The sequence below is a fragment of the Nonomuraea sp. CA-218870 genome (genome assembly GCF_050936535.1).
Lineage (GTDB): Bacteria > Actinomycetota > Actinomycetes > Streptosporangiales > Streptosporangiaceae > Nonomuraea > Nonomuraea corallina.
Genome location: NZ_JBNJMN010000001.1, coordinates 116,953 through 135,546, shown reverse-complemented (window position 1 = coordinate 135,546; position 18,594 = coordinate 116,953). Strand labels below are relative to the sequence as shown.

Here is an 18,594-nt window from a genome sequence, read left to right as displayed (position 1 = left end):
GTGCCCGGTCCCTTCTGTCGCGGCTTCGGTGATTCAGAACTAGGTAAATTACCGAAATCGGACCGGGGCCGTGGCCGGGACGTCAACCCTTGTCGCGGGTGGCTCCGCTCAGGACCTGGTCGATGCGGGCCGCCAGCTCCACGTCCTTGGGCGTGACGCCGCCCGCGCTGTGCGTCGAAAGGCGGAAGCGGATCCCCGCGTCGGTCCGGTCGATGTCGGGATGGTGGTTCATCTCGTCGGCCTCGTGCCGGACCGCCTCGCTCAGCCAGCCGAAGTTCTCCGCAGTGATCGGAACGTCCTTGACCAGGGCGTCCTGCTCGCTGTGCCATCCCTCCAGCGCGGCCAGCGCGGTGTCGATCTCGTCACGGCTGAGGAGTTCGGTCATGGTGTCTCCCTGTGTCTGTAGTCCTCTCCCCATCGGCTACCACCGGAGCGGGCCTTCACACACCGGGTAGATTGGCCGCCTATGCGAAGTCTCCGCGTCGTGACGGCCGCGGCGGTGGTGGCCGCCCTGGTGGGCTGCGCCACCCGCGAGAGCCCCGTGGGGGAGGGCGCCGTACGGGAGAGTCCCGCGCGGGAGAGCTCCCCTCCCGCGTCCAGCCCGGCCGAAACCCCCGGGCCCGACCTGCCCGATCCCGGTGAGCCCATCCCGAAGGACCCGGCGAAGCTGGCCGCGGCCCTGGAGAAGACCAGCGAGGCGCTCGTCGCGGCCATCGACGGCTGGGACAAGAAGCAGGATCCGCCGCGGGAGGTCGAGCTCCTCGCCCTGCACCACCAGCGGATCCACCGGTTCGCCGCGCGCAACCCCGAGATCGCCGCCAAGGCGTTCGCCCGCCTGCCCCGCCGGCCGGCCGCCCAGGCCCGCGACAACGCCAGGGCCATCCGCGAGCTGCTGGCCCTGGCCCACCCCGTCAAGAGCGCGTCGGTCATCAGGACGCGCGACGCCCGCCCCGCCGCCGAGCTGCTGCGCTACTTCAAGCAGGCCGAGCGCCGCTTCGGCGTGGAGTGGGAGGTGCTGGCGGCGGTCATGTTCGCCGAGACGAAGTTCGGCCGGGTCCGGTCGGCCAGCCACGTCGGCGCGCAGGGGCCGATGCAGTTCATGCCCGCCACCTGGAAGGCGTACGGGATGGGCGGCGACGTCCAGGACCATCGCGACGCCGTCATGGCCGCCGCCAACTACCTGCGCGCCACCGGCGCCCCGGGCGACTACCGGCGCGCGCTGCACGCCTACAACCCCTCGCAGGCGTACGTGAACGCGATCCAGCTGCACGCCCGCCAGATCAAGCGGGACCCGGTCAACTACTACGTCTACTACAACTGGCAGGTGTACGTGATCACCACCAAGGGCGAGCGCCGCGTCACCGGGCCGTCAGAGGGCTGACCGGACCGCCTGCTCGCTCCGGCCGACCACGGCGGTGCCGTCGGCGGCGGTGATGATCGGGCGCTGGATGAGGATCGGTTCGGTCGGCTATTTTCACCAACAAGTGTTAGCTATAAGCGGATTTTCCGTCGACAGATCCTTTTTCGCCAGCGGAACTGGGTGTTAACCTGACGGCGTGACGATGGCGGAGCAGGCCCGCGCGGTCGTGGCGGTGCTCAGCGACGACCTGCGACGGCGCATGTACGACCACATCCGCCGCGCCGGCGAGCCCGTCACCCGTGACGAGGCCGCCGAGAGCGTCGGCATCTCACGCAAGCTCGCCGCCTTCCACCTCGACAAGCTCGTCGCGGTCGGACTGCTGTCGGCGGCCTACGGCCGGCCGGGCGAGCCCCGCCCCGTCGGCCGGGCGCCCAAGGTCTACCGGCCCACCGGCCTCGACGTGCGGGTCAGCATCCCGCCGCGCGAGCACGAGCTGCTCGCCGGCATCCTGCTGGAAGGCGTACGCGCCCAGGCCCCGGGGGAGACGGGCCGCGAGGCCGCGCTGCGCGCCGCCGCCGGGCGCGGACGCGAGCTGGGCGCGGCCGAGCGCGACCGGGCCAGGCCGGGGCGGCTGGGCGCCGAGCGCGCGCTGACGTGCGCCGCGCGGGTGCTCGACCGGCACGGCTTCGAGCCCGTCCGGGTCACCCCGACCCTGCTGCGGCTGCGCAACTGCCCCTTCCACCCGCTGGCCGCCCGGGATCCCGAGCTGGTGTGCGCGATCAGCCACGCGTTCCTCGCCGGGTTCCTCGACGGGCTGGACGCGCCCGCGGCCGAGGCCCATCCGGCCCCGCGCCAGGGCGCCTGCTGCGTCGAACTGAGAGGAGCCTGACCGATGACCTATGTGATCGCCGGAGGCGGCCTGGCCGCCGCCAAGGCCGCGACGGCGCTGCGCGAGCAGGGCTACGACGGCCGCCTGGTCGTGGCGGGGGCGGAGCCGCACCTTCCCTACGAGCGGCCTCCGCTGTCGAAGTCCTACCTGCAGGGCAGGTCCGAGCGCGACAAGATCTTCGTCCACGACGCCGACTGGTACGACCAGCATGACGTGGACCTGCGACTCGGCGTCGAGGTGACGGAGATCGACCGCGCCGCCCACGAGGTCGTCCTGTCCACCGGCGAGCGGCTCGGCTACGCCAAGCTGCTGCTGGCCACCGGCGCGACCCCGCGCCGCCTCCCGGGCGACGCCCTCTACCTGCGCTCGGTCGACGACAGCGAGCGCATCCGCGACGTGCTGGCCGGCGCCTCCCGGGTGGCGATCGTCGGCGCGGGCTGGATCGGCCTGGAGGTGGCCGCCGCCGCCCGCCTCGCCGGCGCGGAGGTGACCCTGCTGGGAGCAGGCGACCAGCCGCTGCTGCGCGTCCTCGGCCCCCGCCTCGGCGCGGCCTTCGCCGACCTGCACCGCGCCCACGGGGTCGACCTGCGGCTCGGCGTCGAGATCCAGGAGGTCGGCGGGGGCGGCGTCCTGCTGGCCGACGGCACCCGCGTGGAGGCCGACGCGGTCATCGCCGGGATCGGCGTCGAGCCCGACACCCGGCTCGCCGAGGCCGCCGGGCTGAAGGTCGACGACGGCGTGGTGGTGGACGCCTCGCTGCGCACCTCCGACCCCGACATCTTCGCCGCCGGCGACGTGGCCCGCGCCTACCACCCGCTGCTCGGCGCCCACATCCGGGTCGAACACTGGGCCAACGCGCTCAACCAGCCCGCCGTCGCCGCGGGCGCCATGCTCGGCAGGAAGGTGTCCTACGACCGGCTGCCCTACTTCTACACCGACCAGTACGACCTCGGCATGGAATACACCGGCTGGGTCCGCCCCGGCGACACCGGCGACGTGGTGATCCGCGGTGACCTCGCCGGCCGCGAGTACCTCGCGTTCTGGCTGTCGGAGGGCAAGGTCGTGGCCGGCATGAACGTCAACATCTGGGACGTCACGGACGACATCAAGGCGCTCATCCGCGCCGCCGCCCCGGCCGACCGGTCCAAGCTCGCCGACCCGTCCGTCCCCCTCTCGGAGACCCTGGCCTGACGCGACCCTGGCCTGACGCCACGGCGGCCGGTCAGCGGACGCGGAGGTCGGCGAAGAGGGCGTGGTGGTCGGAGCCGGGGACGTCGTACACCCGTGTCGCCGCCGCGCCGGCGCGGTCGTCGGTCAGGACGTGGGAGATGGCCACCAGCGGCGGGAGCCTGCGGGCCGGCCAGGTCATCGCCAGCCCGCGCCCGGTGGCCGCCGCCGCGTCGGTGTAGCCGGTGTCCAGCAGCCGCCTGAACACGGCGTGGTCGAGCGTCGCGTTGAAGTCGCCGGCCAGGACGCGCGGCGGACCGTCCGACGGGGCGGGCGGCAGGCTCGTGATCCCCGCCTCCCACTCGTCCACCGTCCACGGGACCGGCGCCACCGGGTGCACGACCACCACCTCCACGGCCGCGCCGCCGGGCAGCACCACCTGCGCCACCGGCATGCGGTGCCCCACCGGCCGGAACAGCCCCGACCGTTCCCGCAGCGGGTGGCGGGCGTAGATCCCGCTGCCCTCGGGGCCGCGCGGCATCGGGTGGCTGACCTCGTACGGCAGCAGCTCGCGCAGCCCGGCCGCCCGCAGCCGCTCGCGTGCGGCCCAGGTGAGCTCCTGCACGCTGAAGACGTCCACGTCGAGTTCCCGTACGAGGTCGACGACGGCCGGGGCGTCACCGCGGCCGCCGTTGAGGTTGGCGGTCAGCAGCCGCAGCGGCCGTCCCTCGGCCGGCGCCGCGTCGGCGACGGCGCGCGGCGCCACGAGCCAGGTCAGGCAGAGGCACACCGCCAGGAGGATCGCCACGGCCGCCCGGCTCCTGGCCCGGACCGCGAACGCCAGCGCCACCAGCGCCGCCACCGCGAAGTACGGCGTGAACGACACCAGCGGCACGAGCAGGAACCCGGTCTCGAGCCCGCCCAGCCGGATCGCCGTCCCGGCCGCGAACACCACCGCCACTACCAGGACCGGCCGAACCGCCCGAGCCCGTCCCGGCCCGCCGCCGGTCTCTTGCATGAGCACGGCGACGAATCTAGGCGGCCATTCTTAAACTCCCATGAGCGTCACCACGGGAGACGCGGCCGTGAGGGGCGTGGCGAACCCCCTGCGCGCGGTCAGTAGCTGAACGTCGTCGCCCCGTCGCCGATCCAGCGCGTTTCTGTAGTGCCCCGATGAGGAGGGTGCCGTGAAGCGGTACGGCCAGTACTGTCCGGTCGCGCGGGCCGCCGAGCCGCCGCGCCGCCTTCCCCCGTCGTGAGCGCCGCACTCCGCGCGTTTTCTGATACCCCCTTTTCCGTACCAGTGTGATGACGGTGCGTTCACGGGTCGTCGTCCTTTATGGTGATGCGGGAATGGGCGTGGCAGGATTGCCGAGCAAGCCGGGCCAGGGGTGGGGCGGCGAGGAAATTGGGGAGCGGAAATGTCGACTTCTCGTGATTTGGGGGTTCTGACCGGAATTTCGGGTGGGGAGCTCCAGCACGTGGGCCCGACCGCCTTGCGGATTCTGGTGGGCACCCAGCTGCGCAGGCTGCGCGAGACCAGCAAGATCACCCGGGAGCAGGCCGGATACGCCATCCGCGGATCGCATTCCAAGATCAGCCGGATGGAGTGCGGGCGCAGCGGCTTCAAGATGCGCGACGTGGAGGACCTGCTCACCCTGTACGGCCTCGCCGGGCAGGCGGAGCGGGCGCCGCTGCTGCTGCTGGCCGAGCAGGCCAACCAGCCCGGCTGGTGGCAGGAGTACCGCGACCTGGTCCCCGACTGGTTCGAGGAGTTCCTCGGGCTGGAGCACGACGCCGAGCTGATCCGTACGTACGAGATCCAGTACGTCCCCGGCCTGCTCCAGACCGAGGAGTACGCCCGCGCGGTCATCGCCAGGGGCCACGGCGGCGAGGCGCGTGGGCGGATCGACCTGCGGGTCGCGATGCGGATGCGGCGCCAGGACTACCTGGTGGCGTCCGGCCGCAGGCTCTGGGTCATCGTGGACGAGTGCGCGCTGCGCCGGGTGGTCGGCGGGCGCGAGGTGATGCGCGCCCAGCTCGGCCACCTCGTCGAGATGGCCGGGCTGGCGCACGTCACCCTGCAGGTGCTCCCGTTCAGCGTCGAGGTGGCGGTGGGCGGCGTCGGCCCCGTCACCCTGCTGCGCTTCCCTCAGGCCGAGCTGAGCGACATCGTCTACCTCGAGCATCTCTCCGGCGCCCAGTACCTCACGAAGGACTCCGAGGTGGGCCCGTACCGCCGGCTGCTGGACGAGCTGAGCGTGCACGCGCCGCCGCCCACGGCCACGCCCGGGATCCTGCGCGAGATCATGGCGGAGCTGTAGGCCCTACGGCTTGCGCGCGACGCCGACCAGCGCGTCCACCTCCTTGAGCTCGGCCAGCGGGTCCGGGTCGGGCCGCCAGAAGGGGAGCGACGTGATCCCCGGCTCGACCAGCTCCAGGCCGTGGAAGAAGGCGCCGAACCGCTCCCGGGTGCGGAGGCTGTACGGGACGCCCTCTCGCTCGTTGTAGTCGTCCTGGGCCTGGTCGAGCGCCTCGCCGGTGACGACGTTGACACCGTCCCACAGGGCCAGGTAGCTGCCGGACGGCAGCGCGTCCATCAGCCGGGCCACGAGCGCGTGCGCGCCCTCCTCGTCGCTCACGAAGCCCACGATGCCCATCAGCATCAGCGCGACGGGCTGCGTGAGGTCGAGCGTCCTGGCCGCGGCGGCGATGATCGCCTCGGGGTCGCGCAGGTCGGCCTCGACGTAGTCGGTGGCGCCTTCCGGCGTGCCCACCAGCAGGGCGCGGGCGTGGGTCAGCACCAGCGGGTCGTTGTCCACGTACACCACCCGGCAGGCCGGGTCGGCGCGCTGGGCGACCTCGTGGGTGTTGTCGACCGTGGGCAGCCCCGTCCCGACGTCTAGAAATTGGCGGACACCAGCCTCAGTGACCAGATAAAGCACGACTCGGGCTATTAAATGACGAGATAGACGAGCGATATGCACAATGTCCGGAAATGCTTGGCTGAACTGGTCGCCCGCCACGCGGTCGACGTCGTAATGGTCCTTGCCGCCGAGCCAGTAATTCCACATCCGCGCGGGGTGGGGGACGGTGGTGTCGATGCGATTCGCCTGGCCGGGGGGAGGGGGTTCACTCGTCATCCGAATTCTCCTCTTACGTCGGGATACGCCGTTCAACGTAGCGCCGCCGCCCCTCCCATTTCCACCGGCCGTTCTCACAGCGCGTCGGTGCTCTGCGCGGCCTGGTACACCTCCATCGCCTCGTCCCCGAAGAAGGGGCCGAACATGAAGCCGGGCGCGAAGTCGTACGTGAAGCTGTTGACCGAGTTGAGCATGCCGACCCCGGTCGACTCGTCGAACCCGAGGAACCAGCCGCCGCCGCTGGACCCGCCGGTCATCGTGCAGGGCACCCCCTGGCCCCGGGTCGCGACCGGGTCGTTGAACGCCCGCCCGCTGCAGTAGATCAGGTCGGAGCCGTCGAACGGCGAGGCCGCCGGATAGCCGAAGGCGAACATCTGCCGCTGCCTCGCCTGGTTGAACGCCACCCCCTGCCCGCCCACGACGTCGGTCAGCGTGCGGCCCTGGAGCGGCGCGACCACGGCCGCGGCGATGTCGAAGTTGATGTCCTCGCGCGCGTTCCACTGCTGCGTGGTGAGCAGCCTGGTCGCCACCCAGGTGCCGAACGGGCGCCGGCCGTTGTCGAAGGCCGGCACGAACGCCACGTTGCGGTGCGCGGCCCCGTTCAGCTTGACGCAGTGCCCGGCGGTCATCACCACGCTCTCGTTCGCGCTGGTCACGGCCGTCCCCGAGCAGGAGGCGTTGCCGCCGCCGGCGGTGGTGAAGAACAGCCGCCCGCTGGTGCGCACGACCGCGCCGCCGTCGGTCCACCGCAGGCCGCGGCTGTTGGGGACGGCGGCCCGCAGGGTGGCGCCGTCGCGGGCCGAGCCCTGGGTCCGCCACGGGGTCCGCTGCCCTGACCGGGCCGCCGTGCCCCTGGCCGCCCACGGCTCGCCCCTGGTCGGGCCGCTCGACCGGGCGGCGCGGCGGGGCGCCGCCATGGTGTCCATCGGCTGCGCGGCCAGCAGCCGCTGCGTGGTCCAGTACTGCAGGACGGCCCTGCGCTCCGACCAGGAGTCCGCGCCTGACCACCGGACGGGCCGGTGATCGGCCGTACCGGTTGCCTGGGCCTGGGCGGCGGGGACGAGCGCGCCCGCGAGGGCGAGCGCGGCGGCGGAGAGCAGGGCGACTCTGCGGTGCATGACGTACCTCCCGAAGACCGGAATCTGCCGTCATGAGGTACGCACGGAGCCGTCCATCTTCCTCAAGGCGATCGCGTACGGGTATGGCCCCGATCCGTTGATCATGGTCGCTGGCCGGACTTTGTCCAATCAGACGCGGAAGTCGGTCATCCTTCCGCGATTAGGCCCTCGTCGGTCGGCGTAACTCGGGTTACATTCACGTTGATTTGCCCTCACTCATCCCTCACGTTGACCGAAGGGAGAGGCATGAGAGCGAGAACCGCGATCGCGGCCGTGACTGCTGCGGCGATCCTCATGCCGGCCGCGGCCGCCCAGGCCGCCGAGACCGTCAGCGCCCCGCCCCCCGACGACCGGTTCCAGAAGGTCACCCTCAACGACCACCCCGGCGAGCCCATGGACCTGGCGGTGCTGCCCGACTCCAGGGTGCTGCACACGACCAGGAAGGGCGAGGTCTGGTTACACGACCCGAAGACCGGGCTCAACACGCTGGCCGCCGACCTCGACGTGTACCAGCACGACGAGGAGGGCCTGCAGAGCATCGCCCTCAGCCCCGGCTTCGGGCAGGGCTCCAAGAAGGACGACTGGGTCTACCTCTACTACTCGCCGCCGCTCGACACCCCCGTCGACGACCCCGCGACGCCCGACGTGAACGAGGGCGACGCCCCGCTCACCGGCTCACCTGAGGACTTCGAGCCGTTCGAGGGCCTGATCCGGCTGTCGCGGTTCCGCTTCTCCGGGAGCACCCTCGACCTGCGCAGCGAGCAGCGCATCCTCGACGTGCCGGTCGACCGCGGCATCTGCTGCCACGTCGGCGGCGACATCGTCTTCGACGGCAAGGGCAACCTCTACCTGTCGACCGGCGACGACACCAACCCGTTCTTCTCCGACGGCTACACCCCGATCGACGAACGCCCCGACCGCAACCCGGCGTTCGACGCCCAGCGCAGCTCCGGCAACACCGACGACCTGCGCGGCAAGATCCTGCGGATCAAGGTGAACGACAACGGGTCCTACTCGATCCCGAGCGGCAACCTCTTCCGGCGCGGCACCCCCGGCACCCGGCCCGAGATCTACGTGATGGGCCTGCGCAACCCGTTCCGCATCGAGCTGAACCGGCGCAACGGGGATCTCTACGTCGCCGACTACTCGCCCGACGCCGGCAACGCCGACCCGGCGCGCGGCCCGGCAGGCCACGGCAAGTGGACGATCGTCCGCAAGGCCGGCAACTACGGCTGGCCCTACTGCTCCACGGCGCGGCTCCCGTACACCGACTACGACTTCGCGACCGGGACGTCCGGAGAGGCGTTCGACTGCGCCGCGCCCGTCAACGAGTCGCCGCGCAACACCGGGCGGCGCGAGCTGCCGCCCGTCGTCCAGCCGGACGTGTGGTACACCTACGGGCCGTCGGCCGAGTTCCCCGAGCTGGAGACCGGCGGCATCGGGCCGATGGCCGGCCCCGCCTACGCCTTCGACCCGCGGGACACGCGCGGCCGCGACGCCGTCGGCTGGCCCCGCTACTACGACGGCGTCCCGCTCTTCTACGAGTGGACCCGCGACTACGTCAAGGCGTTCCACCCGGGCGGGCGGATCGAGGACGTGCTCCCGTCGATCGTCTTCGACAACCCGATGGACATGGAGTTCGGCCCCGACGGCGCGCTCTACGTGCTGGAGTACGGCGACGGCTACTTCCGGGAGAACCCGGACGCCCAGCTGGCCCGCATCGACTACATCGGCAACACCGGCAACCACACGCCCGTCCCCGTGGCCGCGGCGTCGGCGACCGCGGGCCTCGCCCCGCTCACCGTCCGGTTCACCAGCGCCGGAACCACCGACGCCGACGGTGACAGGCTCCGGTACGCCTGGGACTTCGATGCCGACGGCAAGGTGGACTCCCGCAGTCCCGAGGCGTCGTTCACGTACACGGAGAACGGCCTGTACAACGCCACGCTGCGGGTCAGCGACCCGAGCGGCAGGTCCGCCTCGACGTCGGTGCGGATCGTGGTCGGCAACGACGCCCCGGTCGTGGAGATCCTCCGCCCGGCCGAGGGCGCCCCGTTCTCCTTCGGCGACGTGGTCGAGTTCGAGGTGCGGGTCACCGACGACCAGCCGGTCGACTGCGCCCGGGTGACCGTCGACTACATCCTCGGCCACGACGACCACGGTCACCCGCAGACCACGGCCCGCGGCTGCGTCGGCTCCATCCAGACCACCGAGCCTGGCGGCCACGATCCGGAGAACGACGAGCTGACCGGGGTCTTCGTCGCCAACTACACCGACCCCGGCACCGGCGGTCTGCCCGAGCTGACCGGCACCGACCAGGTCGTCCTCCAGCCCACCCGTTAGGAGAAGTCCTCATGTGCTACGGCTACGGCCCCAGCCGGCGGTCCCTGCTCGCCGCCGGCCTCGGCCTCGGCGCGGCGGCGCTCGCCGCCGCCTCCCCCGCCGCCGCGGCGAACCCGCACGGCCCCGGCAGGCGGCGTCCCGTCCCTCCGGGCCAGATCAGCATGCAGCTCTGGACCGTACGCGACGATCTCGCGCAGAACTACGACGCCACCCTCGCCTACCTGGCGGAGATCGGCTATCCGCGCATCGAGGTGGCCCTCGGCTACTTCGGGCGCACGGCCAAGGAGCTCCGCGCGTTCCTGGACGGGCTCGGCATCCGCGCCACCTCCAGCCACGACGGCATCAGCCCCGACGACGCCGCCCTGCAGACCAAGATCGAGAACGCGCTGACCCTCGGCCAGTCCTACATGGTCGTGCCGTACCTGAACTCCGACAGCCTGGACCAGTGGAAGGCCTGGGCCGAGCGGATGAACGTCGAGGCGCGGGCCGCCCGCGAGGCCGGGCTGCGCTACGGGTACCACAACCACGCCCATGAGTTCACCATCGACCTCGGCGGCGGCCGGACCCCGTGGGACGTGCTCACCGCCGAGCTCGACCCGCGCCTGGTCCACCTGGAGATCGACATCTACTGGGCGGTCACCGGAGGCGTCGGCCGGGGCGCCCGCGACCCGGTGAAGTTCGCGATCGACGTCATCCGGCGGGCGCCGCAGCGGGTGCTGCAGTACCACGTCAAGGACCGGCACCTCGACGGCGACATGGCGGACCTGGGGACGGGGACGATCGATTTCCGGCGGGTGTTCGACGCGCACCGCGTCCAGGAGTACATCGTGGAGAACGACACCCCGGACGTGACGCCGCGCCAGACGTCCGAGGTCGGCTACCGCTACCTGCGGAAGCTGCGCTACTAGTGGGGGGCGTTCCGGGTGGATCCCGCACGGGGTCCGCCCGGGACGGGCTTGTCCTGATCGAGACGGTTTGTACTGATCGGCAGCTATACGCTGTCGCCCGTGACACCAGAAGTCCCGGCTCGGCTGGGCTCCCGCCGCTGGACGGCGCTGGTCGTGCTCGGCTTCGTCGGGCAGGTCGCCTGGACCGTCGAGAACATGTATCTCAACGTGTTCCTGTACGACACGATCAGCGACGACCCCACCGCCATCGCCACGATGGTCGCCGCGAGCGCGTTCGCCGCGACGCTCGCCACGCTGCTCGTCGGCGCGCTGTCCGACCGCACCGGCCGGCGCCGGGTTTTCATCGCCGCCGGCTACGTCCTGTGGGGGCTGTCCACGGCCGCCTTCGGGCTGGTCACCGTGGACACGGTGGCCGGCCTCGCGCCGGCCGCGAACGCCGTGCTGCTCGCCATGACCGCCGTCATCGTGCTCGACTGCGTCATGTCGTTCCTGGGCTCGGGCGCGAACGACGCCGCCTTCCAGGCGTGGGTGACCGACGTGACGCGGCCGGCCAACCGCGGCCGGGTGGAGTCCGTGCTGGCGATCATGCCGCTGGTGTCGATGCTGGCCGTCTTCGGCGCGCTCGACCCGCTCACCCGGGCCGGGCAGTGGCGGGAGTTCTTCCTGGTGGTCGGGTCGGTCATCACCGTGGTCGGCGTGGCGTCCTGGTTCCTCGTCCGTGACCGGCCCGACCGGCCCCGGCCCCGGACCCGCGGCGCCCTCGACGCGCTCCTCCACGGCCTGCGCCCCCGCTCGATGCGCGCCAACCCCGCCCTCTACCTGCTGCTGTCGGCGTGGGCGATCTGGGGCGTCTCCGCCCAGGTCTTCCTCCCGTACCTGATCATCTATATGCAGCGCTACCTGCAGATCGAGGCGTACGCGGTCGTCCTCGGCGTGGTGCTGACCGGGGCGTCCGTCGTCACCGTCGCCTGCGGCCGGCTCATCGACCGCGTCGGCAAGGCCCGCTTCCTGCCGCCCGCGCTCGCCGTCTACGCCGCCGGGCTGCTGGCGATGTTCCCGGCGCGCGGCATGGTCGCGGTCATCGCGGCCGGCCTGGTGCTGATGTCCGGCCTCATGCTGGTCGCCGCGACCATCGGCGCGCTGGTCCGCGACCACACGCCGCCGGAGCACGCGGGACACGTCCAAGGCCTGCGGATGGTGTTCGCCACCCTGATCCCGATGCTGATCGGGCCGTACGTCGGGGCGCTCGTCATCCGGGGCGCGGACGCGTACTACGAGGACCTGGGCGTGCTGAGACAGGTGCCCACGCCCGCCGTCTTCCTGGCCGCCGCCCTGGTGCTGCTGCTGATCGCCGTCCCCGTCCGGGCGCTGCGCAAGAGAGAGGCCGCATGAGCACGCTCACCCGCTGGGGCAGGGCCCTGGACCCCGAGGCGGTCCTGCCCGAGTACCCCCGGCCCCAGCTGGTCCGCGACAGTTACCTCAACCTCAACGGCTACTGGGACTACGCCATCACCGGCGGCGAGGAGCCCGGGACGTACGACGGCCGGATCGTGGTGCCGTTCTCGCCCGAGGCCCCGCTGTCCGGCGTCGACCGGCGGCTCCTGCCCGGCCAGACCCTGTGGTACCGGCGCACCGTCACCCTGCCCGACGGGTTCGGCGCGGGCGGCAGGGTCCTGCTGCACTTCGGCGCGGTGGACCAGACCTGCCGGGTGCTGCTCAACGGCGTCGAGACCGGCAGCCACGTCGGCGGCTACCTCCCGTTCAGCTGCGACGTCACCGACGCCCTGCGCGACGGCGAGAACGTGCTGACCGTCGCGGTGCGCGACGACACCGACGCCGGCCACCACGCGCGCGGCAAGCAGAAGCTGGAGCGGGGCGGCATCTGGTACAGCCCGCAGTCCGGCATCTGGCAGACCGTGTGGGCCGAGCGCGTGCCCGACCCGCACGTCGAGCGGCTCACCCTCACCCCGCACCTGGCCGACTCGTGCGTCGAGGTGACCGTGCACGCCGCCGCGGGGGAGGCGGACGTCGAGATCCTCGCCGCCGGGTCCGTCGTCGCCCGCGCCACCGTCCCCGCCGGGCGGCCCGTGCGGGTCCCGATCCCGGACGTGCGGCCATGGACCCCGGAGGACCCCTTCCTGTACGACGTCACGGTGGAACTGGGCACGGACCGGGTGACCAGCTATGTCGGGATGCGCTCGTACGGGATCGGACCGGACGCCGACGGGGTGCCCCGGCTGCTGCTCAACGGGCGGCCGTACTTCCACGCCGGGATCCTCGACCAGGGCTACTGGCCGGACGGCCTGTACACGCCGCCGTCGGACGAGGCGATGATCCACGACATCGCCACGATGAAGCGGCTCGGCTTCACCATGCTGCGCAAGCACATCAAGATCGAGCCGATGCGCTGGTACCACCACTGCGACCGGCTCGGCATGCTCGTCTGGCAGGACCTGGTCAACGGCGGCGGCCGCTACCACCCGCTGCTGGTCACCGCCCCGGCGATCGTCCCGTTCCACCTCCCCGACCGGTTGTTCCGCAGGCCCGGCAGGGAGCGGTTCCGCGCCGAGCTGCGCGAGACCGTCGAGCACCTGCGCAACGTGGTGAGCCTGGCCGTCTGGGTGCCGTTCAACGAGGGCTGGGGCCAGTTCGACGCGGCCGGGGTCGCGGCGGAGCTGGCCGCGCTCGATCCGACGCGGACCGTCGACCACGCCAGCGGCTGGCACGACCAGGGCGCGGGCGACCTGCGCAGCCTGCACGTCTACTTCCGCCGCTTCCGCGTGCCGCGCCGTCGCGACCGGCGGGTGCTCGTGCTGTCGGAGTACGGCGGCTACGGGCTGCGCGTCGACGGCCACACCTTCAACGACCGCGCCTTCGGCTACCGGCGCTACGACACCCCCGACCGGCTCGGCGCCGCCTTCGCCCGGCTGCACGCCGACCAGATCGTCCCGGCCGTCCCGCGCGGCCTGAGCGCCACCGTCTACACCCAGCTTTCCGACGTGGAGGACGAGCTGAACGGGCTGCTCACCTACGACCGCGAGGTCATGAAACTCCCGGAGGACCTGGTCCGCGCGGTCAACCGGAGGCTCACCCTGAACCGGACCCCATGAAGGAGACCCCCATGGCGAACGCCCTGGACCTGCTCCGCGCCGACCACCGGACCGCGGCCTGGCTCGCCGGGCTGGAGTCCGACGACTCGCCGGACGTCGAACTCGTCCCGCCGGACGCCCTCACCCTGCTCGACCTGGCCGTGCCGCACGAGGACGTCAACGAGATCCTCGCGCTCGCCGGGACGGTCCTGGACGACCCCGGCCTGCGGTGGCTGCTGGGACGGTGCGCGCGGCGGCTGGTGCGCGACATGGGGGCCGCCGGCATCGCCTTCGACCTGCCGTACCTGCCCGCCGAGCTGGGCGCGGCGGGCCGCTACCTCCACCTGTACGCCTTCGTCGCGGCGCTGCCGCACGTGCGCGCCTACCACCGCGAGCACGGCGTCCCGGCCGACGTCTCCCGGCACACTCTGGCCGACCTCGGCCGCAACCTCGCCGTCCACCGCAGGCGGCACGGCGTCGGCGGGGTGATCCAGCCCTCCTGGATCCAGCTGCACTTCCGCGGCGTGCTCTACCAGCTGGGCCGGCTGCAGTTCGAGCGCACCGTCCTGGGCGGCCGGATGGGGGCGGCCGTCGCGAGCGCGCTGCCCGCCGGCCCCGGCTCGCCCGCCCTCAGCCTGCACATCCCCGACTTCTCCGGCCCGTTGACACCCGCCGCCTGCGACGACTCGCTCGCCCGTGCCCGCGCCTTCTTCCCGCGCCACTTCCCCGGCGAGACCTGCGCCGTCGCCGTCTGCTTCTCGTGGCTCCTGGACCCCCAGCTCGCCGACCACCTGCCGGACACGGCCAACATCGTCGCCTTCCAGCGCCGCTTCCGCCCCGGCTACCGGAACGAGGAGCCCAACGACGCCGGGCCGATCGAGTTCGTCTTCGGGGACCCCGCGCTGACGGTGGACGAGCTGTCCCCGCGCACCACGCTGGAGCACGCCGTCGTCGCCCACCTGCGCGCCGGCGGCCACTGGTACGACGGCAACGGGTGGTTCCCGCTCTGACGGCTCGCCACCGCCGTCAGGGCACGGACGAGCATCGCTCAGACGCGCACGGGCCGCGTGCCGGCCCACTCGGCGGCCGGCATGCGCAGCACCCGCAGCGCGATCCAGCCGTAGGCGGCCAGGTGCAGCAGGGAGCCGGTGGACTGCACGACCGGAGCCTGGTCCATGGTGAGGAACGGCACGATCGTGCCCGCCAGCGCGGCGACCGGCACCCACCAGGGCGCCATCTTCACCGCGACCAGGGTCACGAGCAGCGTGATCAGGCCGACGTGCAGCAGGAACCCCGGCAGCAGCATCCCGTACACGAAGCCCCCCAGCTCGTTCGCCCGCCGCGTGACCTCCTCGGCCTGGGCGTCGGGCAGGGTCTGGGCCAGGGCGAGGTCGTAGAAGTCGGTGGTGAAGAGCGTCAGCCCGTGGCCGGCGCCGACCAGGCCGAGCGCCGCCCCCACGTTGCTCGCGCGGGGGGCGCGCTCGCGCAGGAGGTGGGCCAGCCCCAGGACGACCGGGATGAGGCTGAGCGTCGCCCACACGTAGAACAGGGCGCTGACCTGGACGGCCGTCGCGTGCGTACGGAAGATCTCGGGATCGTGCTCGGCCCCGGGGGGCGAGGTCAGGAAGGCCAGGAACTGGAACACCGGCCAGGCGATCAGGGCGAGGCCGGCGACGATCCGGCGCAATGAATCAGGATTTTTCAGCACTCGCCCAGAGAAGCGGAGCCCTGTCCCGCGGCGCCCGGGCGCTCGTCCCCGGCTTTCCGGGAAGAACGCCCGGACCTCCCGGGACACCGTCCCGACCGGCCCGGGACCACGGGCGGATACGGTGTGGCCGGAGGAGGGACGGATGGCGGTCACGGCTCGGGTCGCGTGGGTGTGGTGCGCCCTGACGCTGACGTTGTCCGCGACGGCCGCCGGGCTGGCCTTCGCCGACGGCACCGCCCCCCTCTCGGTCGTCCACCTGCTGTTCGTGGCGGGGTGCGCGGTGGCGGGCGGGCTGATCGGCGCGCACCGGCCCGGCCACATGGTGGGGCGGCTGCTGGCGCTGAGCGCGTTCTGCTTCGCCCTCATGGAGGTCTGCGGCCACTACGCGATCCTCGGCCTGCGCGAGGGGCTGCCGTTCGCGCGGGCGCTGGCCTGGCCGCAGACCTGGCTGTGGATCCCGGCGAACGTGGCGGCCGTCCTGATCCCGCTGTACTTCCCCGGCGGCCGGCTGTCCTCCCGTCGCCTGCGCCCGCCGGTCGTGGCGCTGGTGCTCCTCGCCGCGCTCACCGCCGTGGCGAACGCGCTGCGGCCGGGGGACAACCACCAGGTCGGCATGGGGCCGGCGGTGCCCAACCCGCTCGGCGTGCCCGCCCTGGCCGGGTTCGCGCAGGCGACCGAGGCGGCGCTGACCGTCCTGCTGCCGGCGGCCTTCCTGCTGGGCGCCGCCGATCTGGCCGTGCGCGCCTGGCGCGGCGAGGGCGCAGAACGACACCAGATCGCGTGGCTCGTGTACGTGGTCGGGCTGGAGACGGTGGTGATCGCGGCCAGGCTGGCGGCCGGGCTCACCGACGACGTCCCCGGCTCGGTGTGGCCGTCGGGCAGCGTGCTCTGGGAACTGGTCGGCGTCGCGGGCGCCACCCTCCTCCCGGTCGCCATCTGCGTGGCCATCCTGCGCCACGGGCTCTTCGACATCGACCTGGTGATCAACCGCACGCTGGTGTACATGCTGCTGTCGGGCTGCGTGACCGGCGGCTACGTGTTCGTGGTCGCCTACCTCGGCGCGATCTTCCCCGCCGGTGACCTGCCGGTCTCTGTGCTGGCGGCCGGGCTGGTGGCGCTCGCCTTCGCGCCGCTGCGCCGGCGGCTGCAGAGCTGGGTCAACCTGCTGACCTACGGCGAGCGGCACGACCCGTACGCCGCGCTCACCCGGCTGGGCCGCAGGCTGGAGAGCACCGCGGACCCCGGCACCGTGCTGCCCGGGATCGCCCGGTCGATCGCCGAGGCGCTCCGCCTGCCGTACGCGGCCGTGGAGACCGCCCAGGGCGAGCGCTACGAGCACCGTCAGGGCGGCCCGGTCAGGGCCGTCGAGCCGGTCCGGCTGCCGCTGACGCACAACGGCGAGCGGGTCGGCGGCCTGGTGCTCGCGCCGCGGCCGGGGGAGAGCGGGTTCGGCCCCCGCGACCTGCGCGTCCTCGCCGACCTGGCGCGGCAGGTGGCGGTGGCCGTGCACGCCGTACGGCTCTCCGCCGACCTGCGCCGCTCCCGCGAGCGCCTGGTGATGGCCAGGGAGGAGGAGCGCCGCCGGCTGCGGCGCGACCTGCACGACGGGCTCGGGCCCACCCTGGCCGCGCTGACCATGCGGGCCGAGGCGGCGCACGACCTGGTCGCCGACGAGCGGGCGCGCAAGCTGCTCGCCGAGATCGTGGACGACGCCGAGACGGCCCTGGCGGACGTGCGGACCCTCGTCGACGGGCTGCGCCCGCCCGCGCTGGACTCCCTGGGCCTGGCCGGGGCGCTGCGCGCGCACGCGGACAGGCAGCCGTCCGGCCCCCGGGTGGACGTGCGCGTCCCGGCCGATCTGCCTGCGCTGCCCGCCGCCACCGAGGCCGCCGCGTACCGGATCGCGACCGAGGCGCTGGCCAACACGCGCCGGCACGCGGACGCGACGCGGGCGTGGCTGCGGGCCGGGATCGAGGACGGGACGCTGGTGCTGGAGATCTCCGACGACGGGCGCGGCATCACCGCGCCGAGCGGCCAGGGCGGCCAGGGCGGCCAGGGCGGCCAGGGCGGCACCGGAGGCCAGAGCGGCAAAGGCGGCACCGGCGGCACGGGGGTCGGGCTGGCGTCCATGCGGGAGCGGGCCGCGGAGCTGGGCGGGTCGTGCGTGATCGACGAGCGTCCCGGGGGAGGCACCCGCGTCCGGGTCGCGCTGCCCGCGGGCGGGGAGGGTGACGGTGATGATCCGGATCTTGGTGGTTGACGACCACGCGGGGTTCCGCGCGGGCCTGCGGACCCTGCTGGCGACGGCCGAGGGCATCGACGTCGCCGACGAGGCGGGCAGCGGGGAGCAGGCGCTCGCGCTGGCCGCCCGGATCCAGCCGGACGTCGTGCTCATGGACCTCGACATGCCCGGCATGGGAGGCATCGCGGCGACCGAGCGGCTGACCCGCGACCATCCGCACATCAGGGTGCTCGTGCTCAGCATGTCCGACGACGACGACTCGGTCTTCGCCGCCGTCCGGGCCGGGGCGCGCGGCTACGTGGTCAAGGGCGCGCGCAAGGCCGAACTCGTCCGTTCGGTGCACACCGTCGCCGAGGGCGGCGCCGTCTTCGGCCCCGCCCTCGCCTCCCGCCTGGTCGGCTACTTCTCGCCCGGGGAGCGCGCCGAGCCGGCCCTGCCCGGCCTGACCCCTCGGGAGCGGGAGATCCTCGCCCTGATCGCCGCCCACCTGACCAACCCGCAGATCGCCGCCCGGCTCGGGCTGAGCCAGAAGACGGTGCGCAACCACGTCTCGGCCGTCTTCGCCAAGCTCCAGGTGGCCGACCGGGCGCAGGCCATCATGCGGGCCCGGGAGGCCGGACTCTGAGC

The 18,594-nt window shown here is 72.9% G+C and carries 16 protein-coding genes; 11 read left to right on the top strand and 5 right to left on the bottom strand.

Annotated features, from left to right (window positions below; all coding sequences use genetic code 11):
- Window positions 1-82: 82 nt before the first annotated feature.
- Window positions 83-385, bottom strand: a complete 303-nt coding sequence (locus ACQEUU_RS00680; protein WP_270155652.1) for a 4a-hydroxytetrahydrobiopterin dehydratase — start codon at window positions 383-385, stop codon at window positions 83-85.
- 81 nt (window positions 386-466) lie between these two features.
- Between ACQEUU_RS00680 and ACQEUU_RS00675 the strand changes: the two genes are divergently transcribed.
- The 3 genes from ACQEUU_RS00675 to ACQEUU_RS00665 all read left to right on the top strand — a co-directional run bounded on the left by ACQEUU_RS00675 (window position 467) and on the right by ACQEUU_RS00665 (window position 3,440).
- Window positions 467-1,381 (top strand): transglycosylase SLT domain-containing protein, encoded by a 915-nt coding sequence (locus ACQEUU_RS00675; RefSeq protein ID WP_433058744.1) that lies wholly within the window; start codon window positions 467-469, stop codon window positions 1,379-1,381.
- 181 nt (window positions 1,382-1,562) lie between these two features.
- On the top strand, window positions 1,563-2,249 hold the full coding sequence (locus ACQEUU_RS00670) for a helix-turn-helix transcriptional regulator (protein ID WP_433071687.1): 687 nt from the start codon (window positions 1,563-1,565) through the stop codon (window positions 2,247-2,249).
- Window positions 2,250-2,252: 3 nt separating this feature from the next.
- Window positions 2,253-3,440, top strand: a complete 1,188-nt coding sequence (locus ACQEUU_RS00665) for an NAD(P)/FAD-dependent oxidoreductase (RefSeq protein ID WP_433058741.1) — start codon at window positions 2,253-2,255, stop codon at window positions 3,438-3,440.
- A gap of 31 nt (window positions 3,441-3,471) precedes the next feature.
- On the opposite strand, the gene ACQEUU_RS00660 is transcribed toward ACQEUU_RS00665, so the two are convergent.
- Window positions 3,472-4,434: an endonuclease/exonuclease/phosphatase family protein gene (locus ACQEUU_RS00660; protein WP_433071685.1), complete on the bottom strand. Its 963-nt coding sequence runs from the start codon at window positions 4,432-4,434 to the stop codon at window positions 3,472-3,474.
- Between the two features lie 463 nt (window positions 4,435-4,897).
- Here ACQEUU_RS00660 and ACQEUU_RS00655 point away from each other — a divergent pair, with 463 nt between their 5' ends.
- Window positions 4,898-5,740 carry a helix-turn-helix domain-containing protein gene (locus ACQEUU_RS00655; RefSeq protein WP_433058738.1) on the top strand — a complete coding sequence of 281 codons (843 nt, stop codon included), beginning with the start codon at window positions 4,898-4,900 and terminating at the stop codon, window positions 5,738-5,740.
- A 3-nt stretch (window positions 5,741-5,743) separates the two neighbouring features.
- Here the strand turns inward: ACQEUU_RS00655 and ACQEUU_RS00650 are convergent, their stop codons facing one another.
- Window positions 5,744-6,559: an SAM-dependent methyltransferase gene (locus tag ACQEUU_RS00650; protein ID WP_433058735.1), complete on the bottom strand. Its 816-nt coding sequence runs from the start codon at window positions 6,557-6,559 to the stop codon at window positions 5,744-5,746.
- A 74-nt stretch (window positions 6,560-6,633) separates the two neighbouring features.
- Window positions 6,634-7,677, bottom strand: coding sequence for a trypsin-like serine peptidase (locus ACQEUU_RS00645; protein WP_433058732.1), 1,044 nt, complete (start codon window positions 7,675-7,677; stop codon window positions 6,634-6,636).
- 246 nt (window positions 7,678-7,923) lie between these two features.
- Here ACQEUU_RS00645 and ACQEUU_RS00640 point away from each other — a divergent pair, with 246 nt between their 5' ends.
- From ACQEUU_RS00640 to ACQEUU_RS00620, 5 genes are all read left to right on the top strand, one after another.
- Window positions 7,924-10,020 carry a PQQ-dependent sugar dehydrogenase gene (locus tag ACQEUU_RS00640; protein WP_433058729.1) on the top strand — a complete coding sequence of 699 codons (2,097 nt, stop codon included), beginning with the start codon at window positions 7,924-7,926 and terminating at the stop codon, window positions 10,018-10,020.
- Between the two features lie 11 nt (window positions 10,021-10,031).
- On the top strand, window positions 10,032-10,928 hold the full coding sequence (locus ACQEUU_RS00635) for a sugar phosphate isomerase/epimerase family protein (RefSeq protein ID WP_433058726.1): 897 nt from the start codon (window positions 10,032-10,034) through the stop codon (window positions 10,926-10,928).
- Window positions 10,929-11,027: 99 nt separating this feature from the next.
- Entirely contained in the window at window positions 11,028-12,320 is a 1,293-nt protein-coding gene (locus ACQEUU_RS00630; protein WP_433058723.1) for an MFS transporter, read from the top strand.
- Entirely contained in the window at window positions 12,317-14,038 is a 1,722-nt protein-coding gene (locus ACQEUU_RS00625) for a glycoside hydrolase family 2 protein (RefSeq protein ID WP_433058720.1), read from the top strand. The genes ACQEUU_RS00630 and ACQEUU_RS00625 overlap by 4 nt, the downstream gene beginning before the upstream one ends.
- An 11-nt stretch (window positions 14,039-14,049) precedes the next feature.
- The gene (locus tag ACQEUU_RS00620; RefSeq protein WP_433058717.1) at window positions 14,050-15,027 is read left to right on the top strand and encodes an acyltransferase domain-containing protein; all 978 of its coding nucleotides are present in this window, start codon (window positions 14,050-14,052) and stop codon (window positions 15,025-15,027) included.
- 38 nt (window positions 15,028-15,065) lie between these two features.
- Here ACQEUU_RS00620 and ACQEUU_RS00615 read toward each other — a convergent pair whose 3' ends face one another.
- Window positions 15,066-15,704 (bottom strand): hypothetical protein, encoded by a 639-nt coding sequence (locus ACQEUU_RS00615; RefSeq protein WP_433058714.1) that lies wholly within the window; start codon window positions 15,702-15,704, stop codon window positions 15,066-15,068.
- Window positions 15,705-15,867: 163 nt separating this feature from the next.
- Here ACQEUU_RS00615 and ACQEUU_RS00610 point away from each other — a divergent pair, with 163 nt between their 5' ends.
- Both ACQEUU_RS00610 and ACQEUU_RS00605 read left to right on the top strand, forming a co-directional pair.
- The gene (locus tag ACQEUU_RS00610; RefSeq protein ID WP_433058711.1) at window positions 15,868-17,985 is read left to right on the top strand and encodes a sensor histidine kinase; all 2,118 of its coding nucleotides are present in this window, start codon (window positions 15,868-15,870) and stop codon (window positions 17,983-17,985) included.
- Entirely contained in the window at window positions 17,963-18,592 is a 630-nt protein-coding gene (locus ACQEUU_RS00605) for a response regulator (protein WP_270152993.1), read from the top strand. The genes ACQEUU_RS00610 and ACQEUU_RS00605 overlap by 23 nt, the downstream gene beginning before the upstream one ends.
- The last annotated feature ends 2 nt before the right edge of the window (window positions 18,593-18,594 follow it).

Bases quoted from the DNA above. Each gene is read 5' to 3' on its own strand.
- ACQEUU_RS00625 (WP_433058720.1), top strand. From the start codon at position 12,317: ATGAGCACGCTCACCCGCTGGGGCAGGGCCCTGGACCCCGAGGCGGTC.
- ACQEUU_RS00645 (WP_433058732.1), bottom strand. From the start codon at position 7,677: ATGCACCGCAGAGTCGCCCTGCTCTCCGCCGCCGCGCTCGCCCTCGCG.
- ACQEUU_RS00620 (WP_433058717.1), top strand. From the start codon at position 14,050: ATGGCGAACGCCCTGGACCTGCTCCGCGCCGACCACCGGACCGCGGCC.
- ACQEUU_RS00650 (WP_433058735.1), bottom strand. From the start codon at position 6,559: ATGACGAGTGAACCCCCTCCCCCCGGCCAGGCGAATCGCATCGACACC.
- ACQEUU_RS00670 (WP_433071687.1), top strand. From the start codon at position 1,563: ATGGCGGAGCAGGCCCGCGCGGTCGTGGCGGTGCTCAGCGACGACCTG.
- ACQEUU_RS00635 (WP_433058726.1), top strand. From the start codon at position 10,032: ATGTGCTACGGCTACGGCCCCAGCCGGCGGTCCCTGCTCGCCGCCGGC.
- ACQEUU_RS00605 (WP_270152993.1), top strand. From the start codon at position 17,963: ATGATCCGGATCTTGGTGGTTGACGACCACGCGGGGTTCCGCGCGGGC.
- ACQEUU_RS00665 (WP_433058741.1), top strand. From the start codon at position 2,253: ATGACCTATGTGATCGCCGGAGGCGGCCTGGCCGCCGCCAAGGCCGCG.
- ACQEUU_RS00610 (WP_433058711.1), top strand. From the start codon at position 15,868: ATGGCGGTCACGGCTCGGGTCGCGTGGGTGTGGTGCGCCCTGACGCTG.
- ACQEUU_RS00680 (WP_270155652.1), bottom strand. From the start codon at position 385: ATGACCGAACTCCTCAGCCGTGACGAGATCGACACCGCGCTGGCCGCG.
- ACQEUU_RS00675 (WP_433058744.1), top strand. From the start codon at position 467: ATGCGAAGTCTCCGCGTCGTGACGGCCGCGGCGGTGGTGGCCGCCCTG.
- ACQEUU_RS00640 (WP_433058729.1), top strand. From the start codon at position 7,924: ATGAGAGCGAGAACCGCGATCGCGGCCGTGACTGCTGCGGCGATCCTC.
- ACQEUU_RS00660 (WP_433071685.1), bottom strand. From the start codon at position 4,434: ATGCAAGAGACCGGCGGCGGGCCGGGACGGGCTCGGGCGGTTCGGCCG.